Source organism: Streptococcus infantis (genome assembly GCF_000963255.1).
Taxonomy (GTDB): Bacteria; Bacillota; Bacilli; order Lactobacillales; family Streptococcaceae; genus Streptococcus; species Streptococcus nidrosiense.
This window is the reverse complement of the sequence record NZ_JYOV01000003.1, coordinates 60,596-77,077: the sequence shown is the minus strand read 5'-3', so window position 1 is coordinate 77,077 and position 16,482 is coordinate 60,596. Positions and strand designations below refer to the sequence as shown.

Sequence of the window (16,482 nt, the reverse complement as noted above, 5' to 3'; positions counted from 1 at the left end):
TGGGACAGTCTGAAAAGAAGACGAACACCTAAATTTCATTTTTGAGATTGAGACTTGTCAGAAGAATAGCTATCAGAGAAAGACCTACGAAAAGTATCCAAGTCAACTGTATATCCCATACCGCCACCAGTGAAAAACAGGCCGTCCCCACTGGTATGGATAGAGTAAACAACAAACCTAAAAAATTACTAGTGCGAGAGAGAACCTCTGGAGCAAGATTTTTCAGCAACATGGAACTAATTTTAGGGGAAATTTTACCAGAGATATACATGGTAAAAAAGACGAAAAGCATCCCGAGCAAAACTTGGTTTAACAAATTAGATAGACCAACTAGACTGGCTCCTAATGTGACCCACATCATCAACCTAGGTAGAGATTGCTTCCCAAAATAATCATTTCCCGTAAGACTACTGATGATAACTGCTAATAAGGTAATCAATTGTAAGATAAACAATGCATCCTTGTAGGAAAAATTCAGTAAGGAATGATTTAAAAGGAAGATGTTATAGATACCACCTAAGGCACCACCCAAAGCATTGATAAGCAAGATAGCAAAGAGCATAAAACCAAAGTTTTTCTGTCCACTTTTAAGAAAAACGAGACGTAGGTTTCGGTAAATCGTTAAAAACTGATCTTTGATAGAAAGCTTCTCATTTTTCAGTGATTTACTATCAGCAAATGGAGTTGATAAGCTTAATTCAGCCCTTCCTAAAAAGAGAATGAGAGCTGACATTAGGAAAAATATGGCATTGATTCCCGCTACAAGCGAAAAGTTCTGTGTTGACACCCCTAATAGCCAAACTCCAAAAGCTTGGCCGCCAATAGCAGAAATATAGGTGATAAACTGGGAAAATGAGTAAGCCTCCATCAAATCTTGCTCCGCGACCTTTTCTTTAACGAGAGGCATTCGCAAGCCACCCGCAAAATCACTAGCTACATCACTAATGACATTGATGAGACAAAGGGTCGAAAAGGCAAAGAAACTAGCTTGCTGAACAACTAGGGCTGCTAGAAAAAATAAAACCGCCTGAAATAAACCGACATAGGTCATCCATTTGACCTTGTCCTTGGTATAATCTGCCCGAATTCCCACAAAAACTGTAAAAAGAGTTGGAAGCATCATCACAACATTCGCCATTGCAACGGCAACAGAAGCCTCTGGCAAAGTCGAGGCATAGACCACAAACACTAAATTAAAAATGGAAGCTCCAAAAGCATTGAAAAATCGTGATAAACTCAAAACTCTGTAAGCTTGATTTCTTAGTAATAGTTTCATATAGATTCCTTTCTTTCTCACATTCTACTTTTATGGTAGCTCTAGTATAGCATCAAGAATCTTATGAGAAGATGTTTTTGAATATATGCAACAGACTAAACTGATAACGAAAACGATAGAATTTGTCTACTGCTAATAAGTATCTTCACAGTCCTATCGTTTCAAGTTATTTTATCTAGTTGCAGATATTCAACACTTCATGGCGCTTCTATAATAGTCAGCAGATCTGCTACAACCAATCATCTCGAAAATACGAATAGCGTCCTCCATCTTTCTCTGCCCTTCCTCTGCTCTTCCTTGCTTACTATCAAGCAAACCTTCTGCCCATAGGTAGACTATTCGAAAATAGGTTTCATTTTCTTCAAAGAAGTTCTTTTCAATTTGTTTTTTAAAATAGATGGCATTGGTAAAATCATCAATTTTAATACAGGCCATAAAACCATTGAGGAGCAAGGTATGCATCATATTTCGATTTTTCCCAACTCCTTGCAAGAAATCTGACTTCCGCAACATTTCTCGAGTGTACTTTGTAAAAAGCTGGACCGATAAAAGAGGAGAGCAGGAAGAAAAGAACAACAATTCATAGTGTCCCCAAATTTCGACAGAAAATAAATAATCATGTAGGACTCTTTCTTCTTCAGCGGTCAATGTAACCGTCTCATCAATAGCTTTCATATAAGATTTTATCAAAATCGCATTGAGAATGTGTTGCTGTCTATCTTTTGAAAAAGGAAGTTGTTGATATTCTCTCTGGTAAAGAGTGCGCAAGGAGGTCAAATCTTGAGGGTCAATAGCCTCAACTATTCTGTTTCTAAATTCAGAATAGGCATCCTGATGAAAACCTCTCGCCAAAAATAACAATTCTTCCATACTCGCATGAATATTCTCCAAAGCTGTGATTAACTTTGGAGCAGATATTTCACTCTGACCATTTTCAAAACGCGACAATAAGGATGCTGAAAAGCGTCCACCTGTTGCTTTTCTCAAGGAAATTTTTCTTGATTCTCGTAGCTCTTTAAAAACTTTTCCTAAATTCTTCATCCTCTTACCACTCGTCTTTTATTTTTTCCTATTTTACCACATTTCCTAATAAATACTAGTTCCAAACCAGCATTTACAATCTGCCACAGGCATGATACAATGAATAACATCAGATATATGAAGGAGAATTTATGAAAAAGAATATCTTGACGACCCTTGTAGCTGCCCTTGTCTACTTTCTCTGTATCGGAGTGGGTGTTCTACTAGGAAACCTTGTCGACCACACTGGAAATATGTTTTACGCCCCTGCCTTTTCTGCTCTTGTGGGCGGTAGCGTCTATATGATCCTTTTAGAAAAAGTGCCTCGTTTTGGAGCAATTACTACGATTGGACTTGTAATTTCTCTATTTTTCCTCGGGAGCAAGCATGGAGCTGGAGCCTTCCTGCCAGGAATCATCTGTGGACTTGTGGCAGATGGCATTGCTCATCTTGGCCACTACAAAGATAAGGTCAAGAACCTTCTTTCCTTCCTAGTTTTTGCTTTTGGTACTACTGGTCCCATCCTACTCATGTGGTTGACACCTCAAGCTTACATAGCAACCCTCGTAGCTCGCGGAAAATCTCAGGACTACATCGATCACATCATGGTCGCACCTAACCCTGCTACCATCCTCCTCTTTGTAGCAAGCGTCCTCATCGGTGCTCTACTTAGTGCCCTTATTGGACAAGCGCTCAGTAAGAAGTTTGCAGATAAAATGTGATAGAAAAAAGCCAGCCATCTCTCAGAACACAGACAAACTCTATCAGCAATTAAAAAAATTGCCCCTATAAAGGTTTGGCTACCATATAATGAAAACTCTTAGAAATGCTGATACATGCTATTTTTAAGAGTTTTTTATTTTCTCTAGTAAAAGAAAAAGATTGAAGAAAATTGTCCACAACGGACTTTTTCTTCAATCTAAGAGCCACTTGGCTCTTTTTTATTTATGACTTAATTTCTTGGTCAAGAAGTCGCCCAAGAACTGAATTGTAAAGATAATCAGGATAATGATGAGAGTCGCAAGGACTGTCACATCATGATTGAAACGGTTAAATCCATAGGCGATAGCTACGTTACCGATACCACCTGCTCCGACCGCTCCCGCCATAGCTGTTTCACCGACTAGTGAGATCAAGGTCACAGTTGTCACACGGATCAAGTCTGGTAGACCTTCTGATAGGTAAACACCTACGATGTCCCAGAAAGTAGCTCCGCTAGCTTGAGCTGCCTCGATGACACCGCCATCTAGCTCTGCCAAGACTACTTGCACCTGACGAGCAAAGAAGGCAAAGACTGCAAAAGATAGAGGTACAATAGCCGCATTTGGTCCGATACTTGTCCCTACGATTAGATGAGAGAAGGGTGACAAGACAGCCAAGAGAATGATAAATGGCACCGCACGGAAGATAGAGGTAATCTTGTCCAAAATCCAGAAAACAACTTTATTTTCCAAGACACCACCTGGAGCTGTCAAGACAAGGAAAAGCCCTGCAACCAGCCCTAGGAAACCTCCGATGATGAAGGAAAGAACCGTCATATAAAGGGTCAAGTAGATTGCCGTTCCCCAGCCAGCCTGACCAGACCAACCCATCTTATAGACGTTTGGTAAGTATGCTTTAATCAATTCTGCCATCTTACTGTCCTCCCTTCAATACTTTTAGTTGCACACCAGCCTGACGGATAGCATCTTGAGCACTTGCCAAGGCTTCTTTTTCCCCTGACAAGACAACCACAAGTTCACCCACAGGAGTACCATCCAAAATTTCAATGTTTCCATAGAGAATATTGGCTGTTACTTGGTAATGTTTGTACAATTCATTCAGAAGTGGTTCATCTGTAGAAGCGCCTGCATACTTGAGTTGTACCAAAATGCTGTTTTCAGATAAGTGCTCTACGATTTCTTGTTTTTCAATCTTGACCATTGCTTCATCAATACCTGTCGCAGTTGAGATAAAGTCCTGAGTCAATGGCTGCTTAGGATCTGAGAAGATTTCAAGAACGCTGCCCTCTTCAATCAAGCGACCATCCTGCATAACAGCAACACGGTTAGCAATGTCTTTGACAATCTGCATCTCGTGTGTAATCAAGACAATGGTCAAACCTAGTTTACGGTTTAGTTCTTGCAAGAGTGATAAGATTTGTTTCGTTGTCTTTGGATCAAGAGCTGAAGTTGACTCGTCTGAAATCAAGATTTTTGGATCATTGGCCAAGGCACGCGCAATAGCCACACGTTGTTTTTGACCTCCAGATAGTTGTGAAGGATAGTTTTCGGCACGGTCTGCAAGACCAACTAAGTCCAACAACTTAGCTACTTTAGCCTTCTTTTCTTCCTTGCTGAGGCCAGAGTGTTTGAGGGCAAAGGCTACGTTTTCCTCTGCTGTTTTCTGGCTCATGAGGTTGAAGTGTTGGAAAATCATCCCAATATCTTGACGTTTATGGCGTAATTGCTCAGCAGTTAAGGTAACCTTGCCATCAAAAATCACATCATTATCAATAGTAATCTTACCTGCAGATGGTTTTTGTAAGAGGTTAATAACACGAACTAGGGTTGATTTCCCTGCTCCAGAATATCCAACGATTCCGTAGATATCCCCTTCTTGGATGTGAATAGTCACATCCTTGACCGCTGTGATGGTTCTTTTCTTTTGGTGAAAAGTCACATCGATCTGATCTAACTTGATAATATCTCTACTCATAGCTTCTAATCAGCTCCTCTACTAATTCAATATGGGTGTAATAATCTGCGATTCGCACATTTTCATCTCCACCATGGTCTCGGCTATTAGCATTTCCTAGACCAAAGGCAACCATAGGTACTTCTAAGGCATCAAAGACCGTATGCATAGGTCCTGTCCCTGCAGTTGTTGGCAAGACAGATACGCCCTGTGGATAGAATTTCTTGGCCAACTCAATAACATTGAGAATGGCTAGTGCACTCATATCGCTTCGATAACTCATCTCACCCAAGGTATAGTATAATTCTACCTTATCAAAGCCGTTTTTGTCTAGTTGTTTCCGGATTTTATCCAAAACATCATGCGGGTCCAAGCCAGGAACCAAACGAACTTCTAGCTTGGCACTAGCCTCTGCTGGTAGAATCGTTTTAACACCTTGCCCTTGATAACCTGACTGGATACCCTCGATATTGAGGGCTGGCTCAAAGAAGAAACGTTTGAGAAAGGCTGTACGTTCCTCTTGTAAAAGTGGCAATTCCAAGCCATAAATCTGGCTGATTTCCTCTGGATTGCGTTGAGCATAGGTTTCAACCAAGGCTAACTCACGTTCGTTAGGCTCTTGGACCTCATCGTACAAGCCCTCAACTAAAATACGTCCATCTGCAGCTCGCAAACTGATCAAGGCTTGAATGAGATACCAAGGCGCTGACTCTACAATGCCGCCATAGCTAGAGTGGATATCCACATCGGCACTCTTGACCTTAGCATCAAAGGTTACAATTCCTTTGTTCCCACCAGAGATTTCTAGCTGTTCCAAGGCATTTTTGGTCCCTTGTTCCCAGACCAATAAATCTGCACCACGAAGCTTGTCCGCATGTTTTTCTAAATATTTGTCCAAGTCCATAGAGGCAGACTCTTCAGCTCCTTCCATGATGAAACTGATATTGACTGGTAGATCATCATGATGCTGCATGTATTTTCTAAGAGCACTCAAGCGGGCAGTGATATGTCCCTTGTCATCATCAACCCCGCGTCCATACATAATGCCATCACGCACAGAAAGCGTAAATGGATCCTCTGTCCAGACTTGGTCGCCATCCGCAGGTACGGTGTCATAGTGGTTGTAGAAAATGATAGTCTTGGCATTTGGGCGTAAACTTTTAAAATGCGCCATGACAAAGGGTGCCGTATAACTCTCATCAATCTCAACTTCTGCACCTACACGCTTGAAGATCTCGCCTAGATAACGAGCCACCTCTTTAAGGCCGACTTGTTGGGCAAAGACTGATTTTTTAGAAATCAAGGTCCGCAAAACTTCAAAGTAATGTTGCGCTACATGATCCTTTTCAAACTTTTCAATTTGTTCTTCTTGGCTAGTGAAAACCATTTTCTCTCTACCTTTCTACTAGGACTTGTACCTTTGGAATCAATACAAGTGGATGTTCCTTTTCTTTAGTCTCTATATAAAAGCAAGAGGTGGAAAAAATCTCTCCCACCTCCCTGTGTTTATTACCAAACTGGTTGATCCAAGCCGTCTGAAGTTTCTTCGATGACTTTTTTCACTTCATCAGTGTGGTAAGCTGCGATAATTTTCTTGATTGCATCAGCTTTAGGTGATGATTCCCAATCTTTTTTCGCAACGATGATGTTGTACCATTGTTTTGAGTTTTCGTCAGCTTGCTCTTTAAAGAGTGCTTTCTTGTAGTCCAATTTTGCTTCTGTAACAAAAGTGTTGTTTACAACTGCTGCATCAACTGAAGTCAATGAACGAGCTGTTTGGCTAGCGTCCAACTCAGTGATTTTCAAGTTCTTTGGATTTTCTTTGATGTTTGCGATGGTAGCAAGTTCAGTTCCTGAAACATCCAATTTAATCAAACCTGCTGATTGAAGAAGGTAAAGGGCACGGCTTTCGTTAGTAGCATCGTTTGGAATAGCAATTTCACCGTTGTTTGGGATTTCTTCCACTTTAGTGTACTTGTTTTCTTCCCCGTTTTTACCTGAGTAAAGGCGGATTGGTGAGATATAAGTATCTGCAATCGCTACAAGGTCTTTACCGTTTTCTTTGTTCCAGTTGTTCAAGAAGTTGTAGTGTTGGAAAGCGTTCAAGTCTACTTCACCATCAGCAGTTGCTTTGTTTGGTTGTGAGTAGTCTGTAAACTCTGTGAATTCCAATTTAATTCCGTCTTTTTCAACCAATTCTTGGACTTTATCCCAACGTGCTTCTTCTGAACCACTACGGTTAACAGTTGCGATTTTAACTGTAGTTGTGTTGTCTGCTTTCTTGTCTGAATTTCCGCAAGCTGCAAGTGCAAGGCCTGCTACTGTAGCGATAGCTGCTACGCCTAACCATTTTTTAATTTTCATGATTCGTTCTCCTTTAAAAATAATACTGTAATAGTATCTCACACTTTATTTGATTTCGCAAATTGTTATTAGATAGGCAGACATATAGTTTGAAACTATATGCCTAAAAGTTACAAAATCATCCACCTACGAGAGAATGGATGATTTACAAGCTTATTTGATGTCAGCTTCTGCTGGGAGGTAAGAACCACCAAAGAACTGTTGAGATAATTTTTCAAGAGTTCCGTCTTTGTATAGTTCCTGGATGCGTTTGTCAACAAATGATTTCAATTCATCTTGACCTTTTGCAAGAAGTGGGTAAACGTAAGGTTGCTGGTCACTTGGAAGTTCGATGACTTTCAAGTTATCCAAACCTTGGTTTTTGATAACTGTTTCTACACCGATTTTATCAAAAATCTTGTAGTCAAACTGTCCATCGCTCAAACGTCCCATGATTTGTTGGAAGTCAGCTTTTGTATAGTTAAGGACAGTTGGGTTATCTGCGTGTTGTTTGTTATATTCTTCCAATTGTTTAGCTGATGTTGTTCCTTGAACGACTTCAGTAGATTTTCCACCGATATCATCAAGCGATTTGATGCTGTTATCATCTTTCTTAACTACGAGAACGTTAGGGTTTTTAGCAGTTGGTGCTGCGTAAAGATATTTTTCTGCACGTTCTTTAGTGTAGCTGATGTTGTTAACCGCCATTTGGTAACGATCTGCGTCAAGGCCTGCAAAGATTCCTGACCATTCTGTCTTTTCAAACTTGACATCATACTTGTCAGAGTCTTTAAAGATAGCGCGAACAACCTCAATCTCAAAACCAGTCAACTCACCGTTTTCTTCATAGTTAAATGGTTTTGGTGACGCGTTAGTTGCTACAACGATTTCTTTTTTACCAGATGTTGCTTCTCCAGATGCAGCATCTTTCTTTTCACCACCTGAGCAAGCTGCCAATACACCTGCGGCTACAAGCCCTAGGGCAGCAAGTGATGAATACTTAACGATTTTTTTCATGATATTTCCTCCAAAATAGAATACAATCTTATCTTAACAGAAAAAAAGGAATTACGCTATTATATGATTTCTATATTTGTGATAGGTTTTCTTTATGGCTGATTAAAAGACCAAACGTAGGACTGCTATCAAGACCACCCCAAAGAGAACAGTCCCTACCAGATTGCGGTAACGAAAGGCTACAAAAGCCGTTGGAAAGACTGCTAAAAAGTCTAACCACTTTATCTGCGGAAGGCTTCCAACTTTTCCTGTCACCACACTTGAAAGAATCAAGGCAAAGATAATAGAAACTGGTAGAAATTTCAAAAAGCGCTCTACGATAGGCGGCAAACCCTTGTACTTGGCTAGGATAAAAGGAATCATTCTTGGAATCCAAGTCACCAAGCCAGAAAAGACAATTGCTAATAAAATATACTTACTGACCATCCAAGACCACCCCCATGGTACAACCTAGCAAGGTCGCAAACAAGACAGCTAATGACTGAGACACCACCGTCAAGAGCAAAAAGAAAGATACAGCTACAACTGCTAAAATTATGAAGAGATTGCGCAAAGGAATCCGTTTTTGCATAATCTGAAACTGGGAAGTAAAAATCCCAATAAACATCCCCACTAGGGCAAAATCTAAGCCAAAAATTTCTGGATTTGGTAGAAGTCCACCTAGAGCAGTTCCGACAACAGTTCCGAAAAACCAAGCTACATAGCTGTTAAGGTTGTTCCCGTGCATCCACATGGGGTTAACCTTATCCGTATGAGCCAACTCGCCCATCAAAACGCCATAGGTCTCATCGGTCAAAAGACTGGACATGCCGATATTGTGCCAAAGACTGGTATGACGAAAATAGGTCGACGCATGCAAACTCAGCAAGAAGAGACGCAGATTAATCAAAAAGACCGTCATCGCAATAGCAGCTACTGGAGCTTGAACTGCAATCAAGGCTATCATGGCAAACTGAGCGCTCCCAGCATAAACAAAAAGACTCATCAAACCCATTTCTACTGGCGTCACATAGGGCGAACCGATAATGCCACAGGCAAGACCGATGCTAACATAGCCCAGAGCCGTCGGCACCGCAGCCTGCACACCCTCCCAAAATCCTTTTTCTTTCATAGACTTCCTCACTAATCATTCCTTCAGTAACTACTTTCCAAACAGTCACAGCAAACATTATTATAACATATTCGTAAAATAGAAAAAAGTCTGCTGATTGACAAGAACAGAAAAAGACTGGGAGGCCAGTCTCATGATGCAACTTATAAACTATTTTAGATTTAATACCCAAATACCAATAAACTAACAACGATTAAAAATGTATTCCACAAGATATGAAGAGCCATTGGCCAATAAACTGAACGAGTATAACGAAATAGCATAGAAAGTATCAGACCTGCTCCCGCATAAACGATGAAATCTGTTAACACCCAGCCATACTGTAAAACATGGATAAGACTAAAGAGTGTGGAGGAGACGACGACATCTATATAGTGCTTTTTAAATTTGGATAGTGCTGTCATCAGAAGCCCACGAAAAACCAACTCTTCAACGATAGGAGCAGTGAGACTGCCATAGAGAATGCGCATTATAAAGTAACTAATTCCTGTCAAATTAGCTGCTTCTTTCATCATTTCGCTCCCATTTTGCGTGCTAGGAAAAATCAGAGTCGTTATATTTACCCACACAAACATCAGTATAAAGAAAAGAAAGAAGACACCCAGATAAGCCCAACGGAACTGGAAACGACCGCATTCTTTCCAACCTTGACTCTTTACAAGAACCACTGTAGCAGCAATCCCCTCAAGAACTATCAATAAAATTTGTAAGCCATAAAATCCAAAATCTGATAATTGGTTAACAAATTCTAACCTTGCTACAAAATTAAAAATCAAGTAATAGGTGGCTATTATCAAAACAGTCGTCAAGTAAAATTTCGTTTCTTTCCTTTTCATCGTTGATCCTTTAAAGTTTTAGTTACACCATCTTCCAGCTAAACGTACCCAAATCCCTTTTATCCAATCAAAAGCACCGCAATTAGGACTTTTCCCTTTATTTATGATTCTTAAAAACCTCTAAAACAACAAGGGCAGAATTTGAGCAATGGCATTATTAACTATATGCAATCCAATAGGCCAATAAATAGACTTTGTCACTCTAAAAAAGACTGCCATTATTAGACCACCACCCATATATACGAAAAAGTCTGTCAAGACCCAACCATGACTACTGATATGCAAGATTCCAAATAAAGCAGCCGAACCAAGCACATCCAGTCCCCACTTCTTCCCTTTTTCCAGAGCTGTCATCACCAATCCACGATAGATCATCTCTTCAAAAATGGGACCTGCAATCACTGGATAGAAAAAATACATCAAAAATGCAGTAGGACCTGTAAAAGTAGGAAGATCCAGTTGATAAGAAATTTCATTTTGGGTGGACGGGAAAATAAAAAAGGTAACGAAATTCCAAACAAAAAAAGATAGAAGAGCTAAAAAGAAATAGAAAAGATAGGACACTTTAAATTTTCTGCTATTGATTTGTTGCCATTTTCCTGACCAAATCATGGCAACAAGAGCAAGCAAAACCACAAGAAAATTCAACATCATATCCGAAAAATAATAGCCAAAATCAGATAGACCAGCAGCCAAGTCGCTGTGTAAAACCAGACGGATGAAGAACTGGTCCGCAATGATAAGTAGAATAGCTACAAACAAGTAGTAGCGTGAGATTATCTTTTTCATATATCACCCTTCTAAAATCCAAACACCAATAAACTGACAATGAGCAAGAAGGTATTCCATGAAGCATGTAAAGCTATGGCCCAATAAATAGAGCGTGTACAGCGAAACATCATGCAAAATATCAAGCCCATTACAAAGTAGAGTATGAAATCTGTCGTTATCCAACCATGCTGTAAAACATGCATAGCGCCAAATATGGCAGCAGAAACAAGAACATCAATATAGTAGTTTTTAAATTTAGACAAGCTTGTCATCAAAAAACCACGACACACGATTTCTTCTGCTATAGGTGCGATAAGACTACCGTAAAGTACACGCGTAATAAAATAGCTAATTCCTGTCAAACTGGTGGCTACTTCCACTACCGTACTTCCATTTTGCGTACGAGGAAAGATACGTGTTGCTAGATTTGCCCACACAAATAATAAGAAAAAAGAAAGAAAGAAAACACCCAGGTAAGACCAACGAAACCGGAAGCGACCACACTCTTTCCAATATTCACTTTTGACAAAAATAATTGTAGATACAGTTCCCAGGATAAGTACCAATAAAACCTGGAACACATAGTAGATCTCATCAGACAAAGCTACAGTAAAATCTAAATCTGGTATGACATTAAAAATGAGGTAATAGGTCAAAAGCAACAAGCCAGTTGCTAGGTGAAATTTCATTTCTTTCATTTTCTTCATTGAATCAACTCCTATAGTATCCTATCTTCTACTATGCTTAAACAACTCAACTGATGGATCCACAGCCCAATCAAAAGCACCACGATGAGGACTCTTCACTTGATTTATGATTCTCAAAATCCTCTAAAATAACAAAGGAAGTATATGCCCGATACCGTTATAGACTATATGCAGTCCAATAGGCCAATAAATAGACTTTGTTACTCTAAACAAGACCGCAAATATGATACCGCCACCCATATATACGAAAAAGTCTGTCAAGACCCAACCATAATCACTAATATGCAGAATTCCAAATAAAGCAGCAGAACCAAGCACGTCCAGTCCCCATTTTTTCCATTTTTCCAAAGCGGTCATCACCAATCCACGATAGATCATCTCTTCAAAAATGGGACCTGCAATCACAGGATAGAAAAAATACATCAAAAATGCCGTAGCGCCTGTAAAAGTCGGAACAGCGAGTTGGTAAGCAAGTCCATTTTGGGTAGGTGGGAATAGGAAAAATGTAACGAAATTCCAAATAAATAAAGCAAGAAAAGCTAAAAAGGAATAAAAAAGATAGGACCCTTTAAATTTTCTACTATTGATTTGTTGCCATTTTCCTGACCAAATCATGGCAACAAGAGCAAGCAAAACCACAAGAAAATTCAACATCATATCCGAAAAATAATAGCCAAATTTAGATAGACCAGCAGTAAAATCGTTGTTTAAAACCAGACCACTGAAGTACTGGTAAACAATAACAAGTAGAATGGCTACAAAAAAGTAGTAGCGTGAGATGATCTTTTTCATTCTATTTTCTCCTATACTATGGAATGAAGACAGTATAACACGAAAAATTCCATATTTTAAAAAATCGCATATTTGACATTTTTTCTGGTAGGAATTTCACATTTGCGATTTCTAACTAATCGATAAGTTCTTTATATTGCTGTAAGCGTAGTTCAAAAAGGGCTGATAATTGTGGGTTTTCTAATATTTGTAGAGATTGGATAAAGTGTTCAATCTCTTTTTGATTGCTTCCCTTGGTCTGAAGGAAAATACTCATTTTCTTTAAAAACTGCCACAGTAATTTCTCAAAAACATCGTACGGGCGAAGTATGCTCTCCAACTCGGCTTCAAAGATTGGGATGTAAGAGAAAAGTTTGCGCTCCATGAGCTCTGAGATGATATTTAGAAAGCAACTTTTCATATACAGTCTATTGTGTGCCAATTCTTTAAATTCCTTGGATTTTTCGAGTAAGGAGGTTGATAAAAATATCAAATCTTGGTTGCTCAAAAAAGGCATGGTATTGCAAAAGATATAGAGTTCAAACCAGGTCCAAGATTCGATAGCATAGAGATAGGTGGTTAAAAACTCACTATCCTCCTCTGCTAGTGGGTAGCTTTTATCCAGTGAATGGATAGCATCTTTAATCACAATAGAGTTCAAACGACGATAGGTCTGCGCCATCTGTTCTTGCTCAATTTCTTTCAACAATTGCTCTAAGCCAGCTATATCTTGATGGGCAAAGCAATCCACAATCCTTCTACCAAATCGCATATGTGGAGATTCTTGGTAGTTGTTGAGCTTGTGCCCAAACTCATCGAAGGTCATATTTATCCCTTGGATAGCTAGGATCAACTTATCCGCAGACAGCATGGACTGCCCCAGTTCGAACTTGGATAGCTGAGAGGCTGTTAGTCCAGCACAAGCCACATCTGACTGCTTAAGCTTTCTCGCCAGTCGCAATTCCTTGTAAAATTCTCCTAATTCCTGTTTTTCAATCATGAGCAAACTCCCTTTTTAAGATACTCTTTACTATTCTATTCGTAAAAAATTTTTACTTTTTTAACATATTATAAAATATTTTAGCAAAAAAGCCAGCTTCAAGCTGACTTTTTATTCCATAGTATCAAAAGCGAGACTTGGTTTGGCATTTAGCTCCAAGCCTGCAAAGTTTTCTTTGTTCCACTCGCTAACGCTGGCGTAGGCAATCATGCCTGCATTGTCTCCGCAAAGACGCAGAGGTGGAATGATGACCTTGACGTCAGTGATTTCAGCTGCCAAGCGTTCTCTTAATCCTTTGTTAGCTGCTACACCACCAGCCACGACAAGGGTTTTAACAGGGTATTTCTCCAGAGCTTTCTTGGTTTTAGCCATGAGAATATCCATGACTGCTGCTTGGAAGGAAGCCGACAGGTCTTCCTTGGACAAGCTTTCTCCCTTTTGCTCGGTATTGTGGTGAAGATTGATAAAGGCAGACTTCAAACCTGAGAATGAAAACTCCAGATTGTCTTCCTTAATCATAGCACGTGGGAAGTCATACACATCCTGACCTTGATGAGCCAACTCATCAATCTCCCGACCTGCTGGATAGGTCAAGCCCATGACACGTCCGACCTTATCATAGGCTTCACCAACCGCATCATCACGGGTTTCACCAACAATCTTATAATCACCAGCCTCAGAAACATAGACCAACTCTGTATGTCCACCACTGACTAATAGAGCTAGTAAGGGGAAGTCCAAAGGCTCCACACTTTGAGCCGCCATAAGATGACCAGCCATGTGGTTCACGGGAATCAGCGGAAGTCCATGTGCCCAAGCAAAGGCCTTGGCAGCTGACAAACCAACAAGCAAGGCTCCGACCAAGCCTGGTCCATAAGTAACCGCAACAGCTGTTACATCTTCTTCTGTAATCCCTGCTTCTGCCAGCGCCTCCTCAATACAGGCTGTAATAACCTCAACATGGTGACGACTAGCCACTTCTGGCACTACACCACCAAAACGTTTGTGACTCTCAATTTGACTAGCAATGACATTGGACAAGAGCTCGTCGTCGTTTTTCAATACGGCAACACTAGTCTCATCACAAGATGTCTCAAATGCTAAAATATATCTATCCTTCATCTATTTCTCTCTTCATGATAATGGCGTCCTCGACTGGATCATGGTAATAGGCCTTTCGCTCAGCGATGACTGCCATTTTTTCTTTCTTGTAAAATGCTTGCGCTCGTTGATTTGACTTTCTGACTTCGAGGAAAATCTCCTTATCTGGCGGTAATTGAGCAAATAAGGCTGACGCAATTCCCTGACCCTGATAGGTTCCTTTGACAGCGATTTGCAGGACTTCTGCCTCAAAGGATATTTCCTGAACGGCTAAAAAACCAATCACTTCAGAGCAATCGTAAGCTAGAGCATACCAGATCTGGTCTTGAGACAGGTCTGCTTGGATTTGTTCCAGAGTCCAAGGACTGACTGGGTATACATCTACCATGACAGCATAGATGGATTGAGCCAAGTCAGGTTGCTGTTGGATTCGTTTGATTTCTATCATAGACGTTTGATGTAAGACTCGCCAGACTCGGTGTGATTCTTAAGCCAGTTTTCCTCAGCTTCTACACGCTTGAGGTAATTTGGCACAAAGTCATGCAAGGAGTCTGCTTCCTTATCCCAAGCCCAGAGGGCTAGATTCGCTGCATTTGGCAAGGTTTCCTGATAGTTAGCCTGTGGTAGTTGTTCTTGAATCTGCTCCACAAAGGCTCCCACTTCACCAACAAAGGTTAGCTGGTCGGCATCCTTGACTTGCTCCAAGACTTCTGCAAAAGACAAGTGGGCTTCGGGAAGGACAGGATTTGCATTTTCATAAAATCCTGCATAAACATTGTTGCGACGCGCATCCATCAAAGGTACAACAAGACCTACTTGCTGGCTTGGTACCAGAGCCAAAAGGCTAGACATGCCAACCAACTCAATGTTTAGAGTATGAGCCAAGGTCTTGGCAGTCGCTACTGCAATTCGCAAACCTGTGTAGCTACCTGGCCCCTCTGCTACAACGATTCGATCCAAATCTTTGGGCGTCAAATCTAGACTGGTCATCAAAAAATCGATGGCAGGCATAAGGGTAATACTGTGATTTTTTTTGATATTGATTGTCGTCTCGGCAAGAAGCTGCTTGTCCTCTAAAATAGAGAGAGAAAGAGCCTTGCTAGACGTATCAAATGCTAATACTTTCATAACACATTCCTATCTTTTTGTCTGTTTACTATTATACTACAAAAGAAGGCGCATGGGAATTTTCTTTGTTTTGAAACAAAAATCATGGTGAAAAGAAATTATCAAAAACATTGCAACTTTTTACCTTCATTTCCGAATATAAAAGTGAACAAGAAAAAAGGAGGAAAGTTCAATGACAAATTTCGAAAATATTGACAATCAATTTGTATCGCTATCTGAAAATGAATTATCAGATATTGATGGTGGTCTCGCTCCCTTGGTTGTCTTTGGAGTAGCAGTATCTTGGAAAGCTATTGCTGGCGGAACAGCACTTGTAGGCTCTGGCTTGGCAGCTGGTTATTTTTTAGGAGGTTAGTATGATTAAAGGTTTAGACAAATATCGTGAAATTTCTAATAAAGAATTGCAAGAAATCAAGGGTGGTTTTGGTGCCGGTGTTGGTATAGCTTTATTTATGGCAGCTTACACCATTGGAAAAGATCTCCGTAAAAAGTTTGGATAAGTCATGCTAGATAAAAGACACATTTTTAGAAAGATAAATTTTATTTTCTTCATCTCTTACAGTTTGATCAGTATTCTCAATGATTTAAACATTACGACTATACCATTGCCAATTGATTTATCTGTTTGTATTGTTTTATTTTTATGCTTTAACTCTATTTTTGAACAGAACAAGCACTACTGTAAAAATAAGGATAAGGCCTGAAAATATGACCTTCGTTTGAGG

20 protein-coding genes are annotated in these 16,482 nt (G+C 40.0%); 3 read left to right on the top strand and 17 right to left on the bottom strand.

What is annotated here, in order from left to right; genetic code table 11:
• Nucleotides 1–28: 28 nt before the first annotated feature.
• Both TZ96_RS01085 and TZ96_RS01080 read right to left on the bottom strand, forming a co-directional pair.
• On the bottom strand, nucleotides 29–1,276 hold the full coding sequence (locus tag TZ96_RS01085; RefSeq protein WP_045762544.1) for a transporter: 1,248 nt from the start codon (nucleotides 1,274–1,276) through the stop codon (nucleotides 29–31).
• Nucleotides 1,277–1,465: 189 nt separating this feature from the next.
• The gene (locus TZ96_RS01080; RefSeq protein ID WP_045762543.1) at nucleotides 1,466–2,317 is read right to left on the bottom strand and encodes an Rgg/GadR/MutR family transcriptional regulator; all 852 of its coding nucleotides are present in this window, start codon (nucleotides 2,315–2,317) and stop codon (nucleotides 1,466–1,468) included.
• A 131-nt stretch (nucleotides 2,318–2,448) separates the two neighbouring features.
• On the opposite strand from TZ96_RS01080, the gene TZ96_RS01075 reads away from it, so the two are divergent.
• Nucleotides 2,449–3,018 carry an MptD family putative ECF transporter S component gene (locus tag TZ96_RS01075; protein WP_045762542.1) on the top strand — a complete coding sequence of 190 codons (570 nt, stop codon included), beginning with the start codon at nucleotides 2,449–2,451 and terminating at the stop codon, nucleotides 3,016–3,018.
• Nucleotides 3,019–3,237: 219 nt separating this feature from the next.
• On the opposite strand, the gene TZ96_RS01070 is transcribed toward TZ96_RS01075, so the two are convergent.
• The 15 genes from TZ96_RS01070 to tsaB all read right to left on the bottom strand — a co-directional run bounded on the left by TZ96_RS01070 (nucleotide 3,238) and on the right by tsaB (nucleotide 15,757).
• Nucleotides 3,238–3,930, bottom strand: a complete 693-nt coding sequence (locus tag TZ96_RS01070) for a methionine ABC transporter permease (RefSeq protein WP_004250431.1) — start codon at nucleotides 3,928–3,930, stop codon at nucleotides 3,238–3,240.
• A gap of 1 nt (nucleotide 3,931) precedes the next feature.
• Nucleotides 3,932–4,993: a methionine ABC transporter ATP-binding protein gene (locus TZ96_RS01065; protein ID WP_045762541.1), complete on the bottom strand. Its 1,062-nt coding sequence runs from the start codon at nucleotides 4,991–4,993 to the stop codon at nucleotides 3,932–3,934.
• On the bottom strand, nucleotides 4,986–6,359 hold the full coding sequence (locus TZ96_RS01060; protein WP_045762540.1) for a M20 family metallopeptidase: 1,374 nt from the start codon (nucleotides 6,357–6,359) through the stop codon (nucleotides 4,986–4,988). Before TZ96_RS01060 ends, TZ96_RS01065 begins: the two co-directional genes overlap by 8 nt.
• A 122-nt stretch (nucleotides 6,360–6,481) precedes the next feature.
• Nucleotides 6,482–7,336 (bottom strand): MetQ/NlpA family ABC transporter substrate-binding protein, encoded by an 855-nt coding sequence (locus tag TZ96_RS01055; protein ID WP_000694516.1) that lies wholly within the window; start codon nucleotides 7,334–7,336, stop codon nucleotides 6,482–6,484.
• Between the two features lie 153 nt (nucleotides 7,337–7,489).
• Entirely contained in the window at nucleotides 7,490–8,332 is an 843-nt protein-coding gene (locus TZ96_RS01050) for an amino acid ABC transporter substrate-binding protein (protein WP_045762539.1), read from the bottom strand.
• Between the two features lie 102 nt (nucleotides 8,333–8,434).
• The gene (locus tag TZ96_RS01045; protein ID WP_045762538.1) at nucleotides 8,435–8,758 is read right to left on the bottom strand and encodes an AzlD domain-containing protein; all 324 of its coding nucleotides are present in this window, start codon (nucleotides 8,756–8,758) and stop codon (nucleotides 8,435–8,437) included.
• On the bottom strand, nucleotides 8,748–9,443 hold the full coding sequence (locus TZ96_RS01040) for an AzlC family ABC transporter permease (RefSeq protein ID WP_045762537.1): 696 nt from the start codon (nucleotides 9,441–9,443) through the stop codon (nucleotides 8,748–8,750). The genes TZ96_RS01045 and TZ96_RS01040 overlap by 11 nt, the downstream gene beginning before the upstream one ends.
• A gap of 161 nt (nucleotides 9,444–9,604) precedes the next feature.
• Nucleotides 9,605–10,279 (bottom strand): CPBP family intramembrane glutamic endopeptidase, encoded by a 675-nt coding sequence (locus TZ96_RS01035; protein ID WP_045762536.1) that lies wholly within the window; start codon nucleotides 10,277–10,279, stop codon nucleotides 9,605–9,607.
• 120 nt (nucleotides 10,280–10,399) lie between these two features.
• Nucleotides 10,400–11,068: a CPBP family intramembrane glutamic endopeptidase gene (locus tag TZ96_RS01030; protein ID WP_045762535.1), complete on the bottom strand. Its 669-nt coding sequence runs from the start codon at nucleotides 11,066–11,068 to the stop codon at nucleotides 10,400–10,402.
• Between the two features lie 11 nt (nucleotides 11,069–11,079).
• Nucleotides 11,080–11,757, bottom strand: a complete 678-nt coding sequence (locus TZ96_RS01025) for a CPBP family intramembrane glutamic endopeptidase (RefSeq protein ID WP_045762534.1) — start codon at nucleotides 11,755–11,757, stop codon at nucleotides 11,080–11,082.
• A 123-nt stretch (nucleotides 11,758–11,880) separates the two neighbouring features.
• Complete coding sequence (locus TZ96_RS01020) at nucleotides 11,881–12,549, bottom strand: CPBP family intramembrane glutamic endopeptidase (protein ID WP_045762533.1); 669 nt, start codon at nucleotides 12,547–12,549, stop codon at nucleotides 11,881–11,883.
• A gap of 115 nt (nucleotides 12,550–12,664) precedes the next feature.
• Nucleotides 12,665–13,528: an XRE/MutR family transcriptional regulator gene (locus TZ96_RS01015; RefSeq protein ID WP_045762532.1), complete on the bottom strand. Its 864-nt coding sequence runs from the start codon at nucleotides 13,526–13,528 to the stop codon at nucleotides 12,665–12,667.
• 111 nt (nucleotides 13,529–13,639) lie between these two features.
• Entirely contained in the window at nucleotides 13,640–14,650 is a 1,011-nt protein-coding gene (gene tsaD / locus TZ96_RS01010; protein ID WP_045762531.1) for a tRNA (adenosine(37)-N6)-threonylcarbamoyltransferase complex transferase subunit TsaD, read from the bottom strand.
• Nucleotides 14,640–15,077: a ribosomal protein S18-alanine N-acetyltransferase gene (gene rimI / locus TZ96_RS01005; RefSeq protein WP_045762530.1), complete on the bottom strand. Its 438-nt coding sequence runs from the start codon at nucleotides 15,075–15,077 to the stop codon at nucleotides 14,640–14,642. The genes tsaD and rimI overlap by 11 nt, the downstream gene beginning before the upstream one ends.
• A complete protein-coding gene (gene tsaB, locus TZ96_RS01000; protein WP_045762529.1) occupies nucleotides 15,074–15,757 on the bottom strand; it encodes a tRNA (adenosine(37)-N6)-threonylcarbamoyltransferase complex dimerization subunit type 1 TsaB in 684 nt (227 codons plus the stop codon). Before tsaB ends, rimI begins: the two co-directional genes overlap by 4 nt.
• Nucleotides 15,758–15,929: 172 nt before the next feature.
• On the opposite strand from tsaB, the gene cibA reads away from it, so the two are divergent.
• Together cibA and TZ96_RS00990 are read left to right on the top strand one after the other, a co-directional pair.
• Nucleotides 15,930–16,112: a fratricide two-peptide bacteriocin subunit CibA gene (gene cibA, locus TZ96_RS00995; RefSeq protein ID WP_045762528.1), complete on the top strand. Its 183-nt coding sequence runs from the start codon at nucleotides 15,930–15,932 to the stop codon at nucleotides 16,110–16,112.
• A gap of 1 nt (nucleotide 16,113) precedes the next feature.
• Entirely contained in the window at nucleotides 16,114–16,257 is a 144-nt protein-coding gene (locus tag TZ96_RS00990) for a bacteriocin (RefSeq protein WP_045762527.1), read from the top strand.
• Nucleotides 16,258–16,482: the final 225 nt, after the last annotated feature.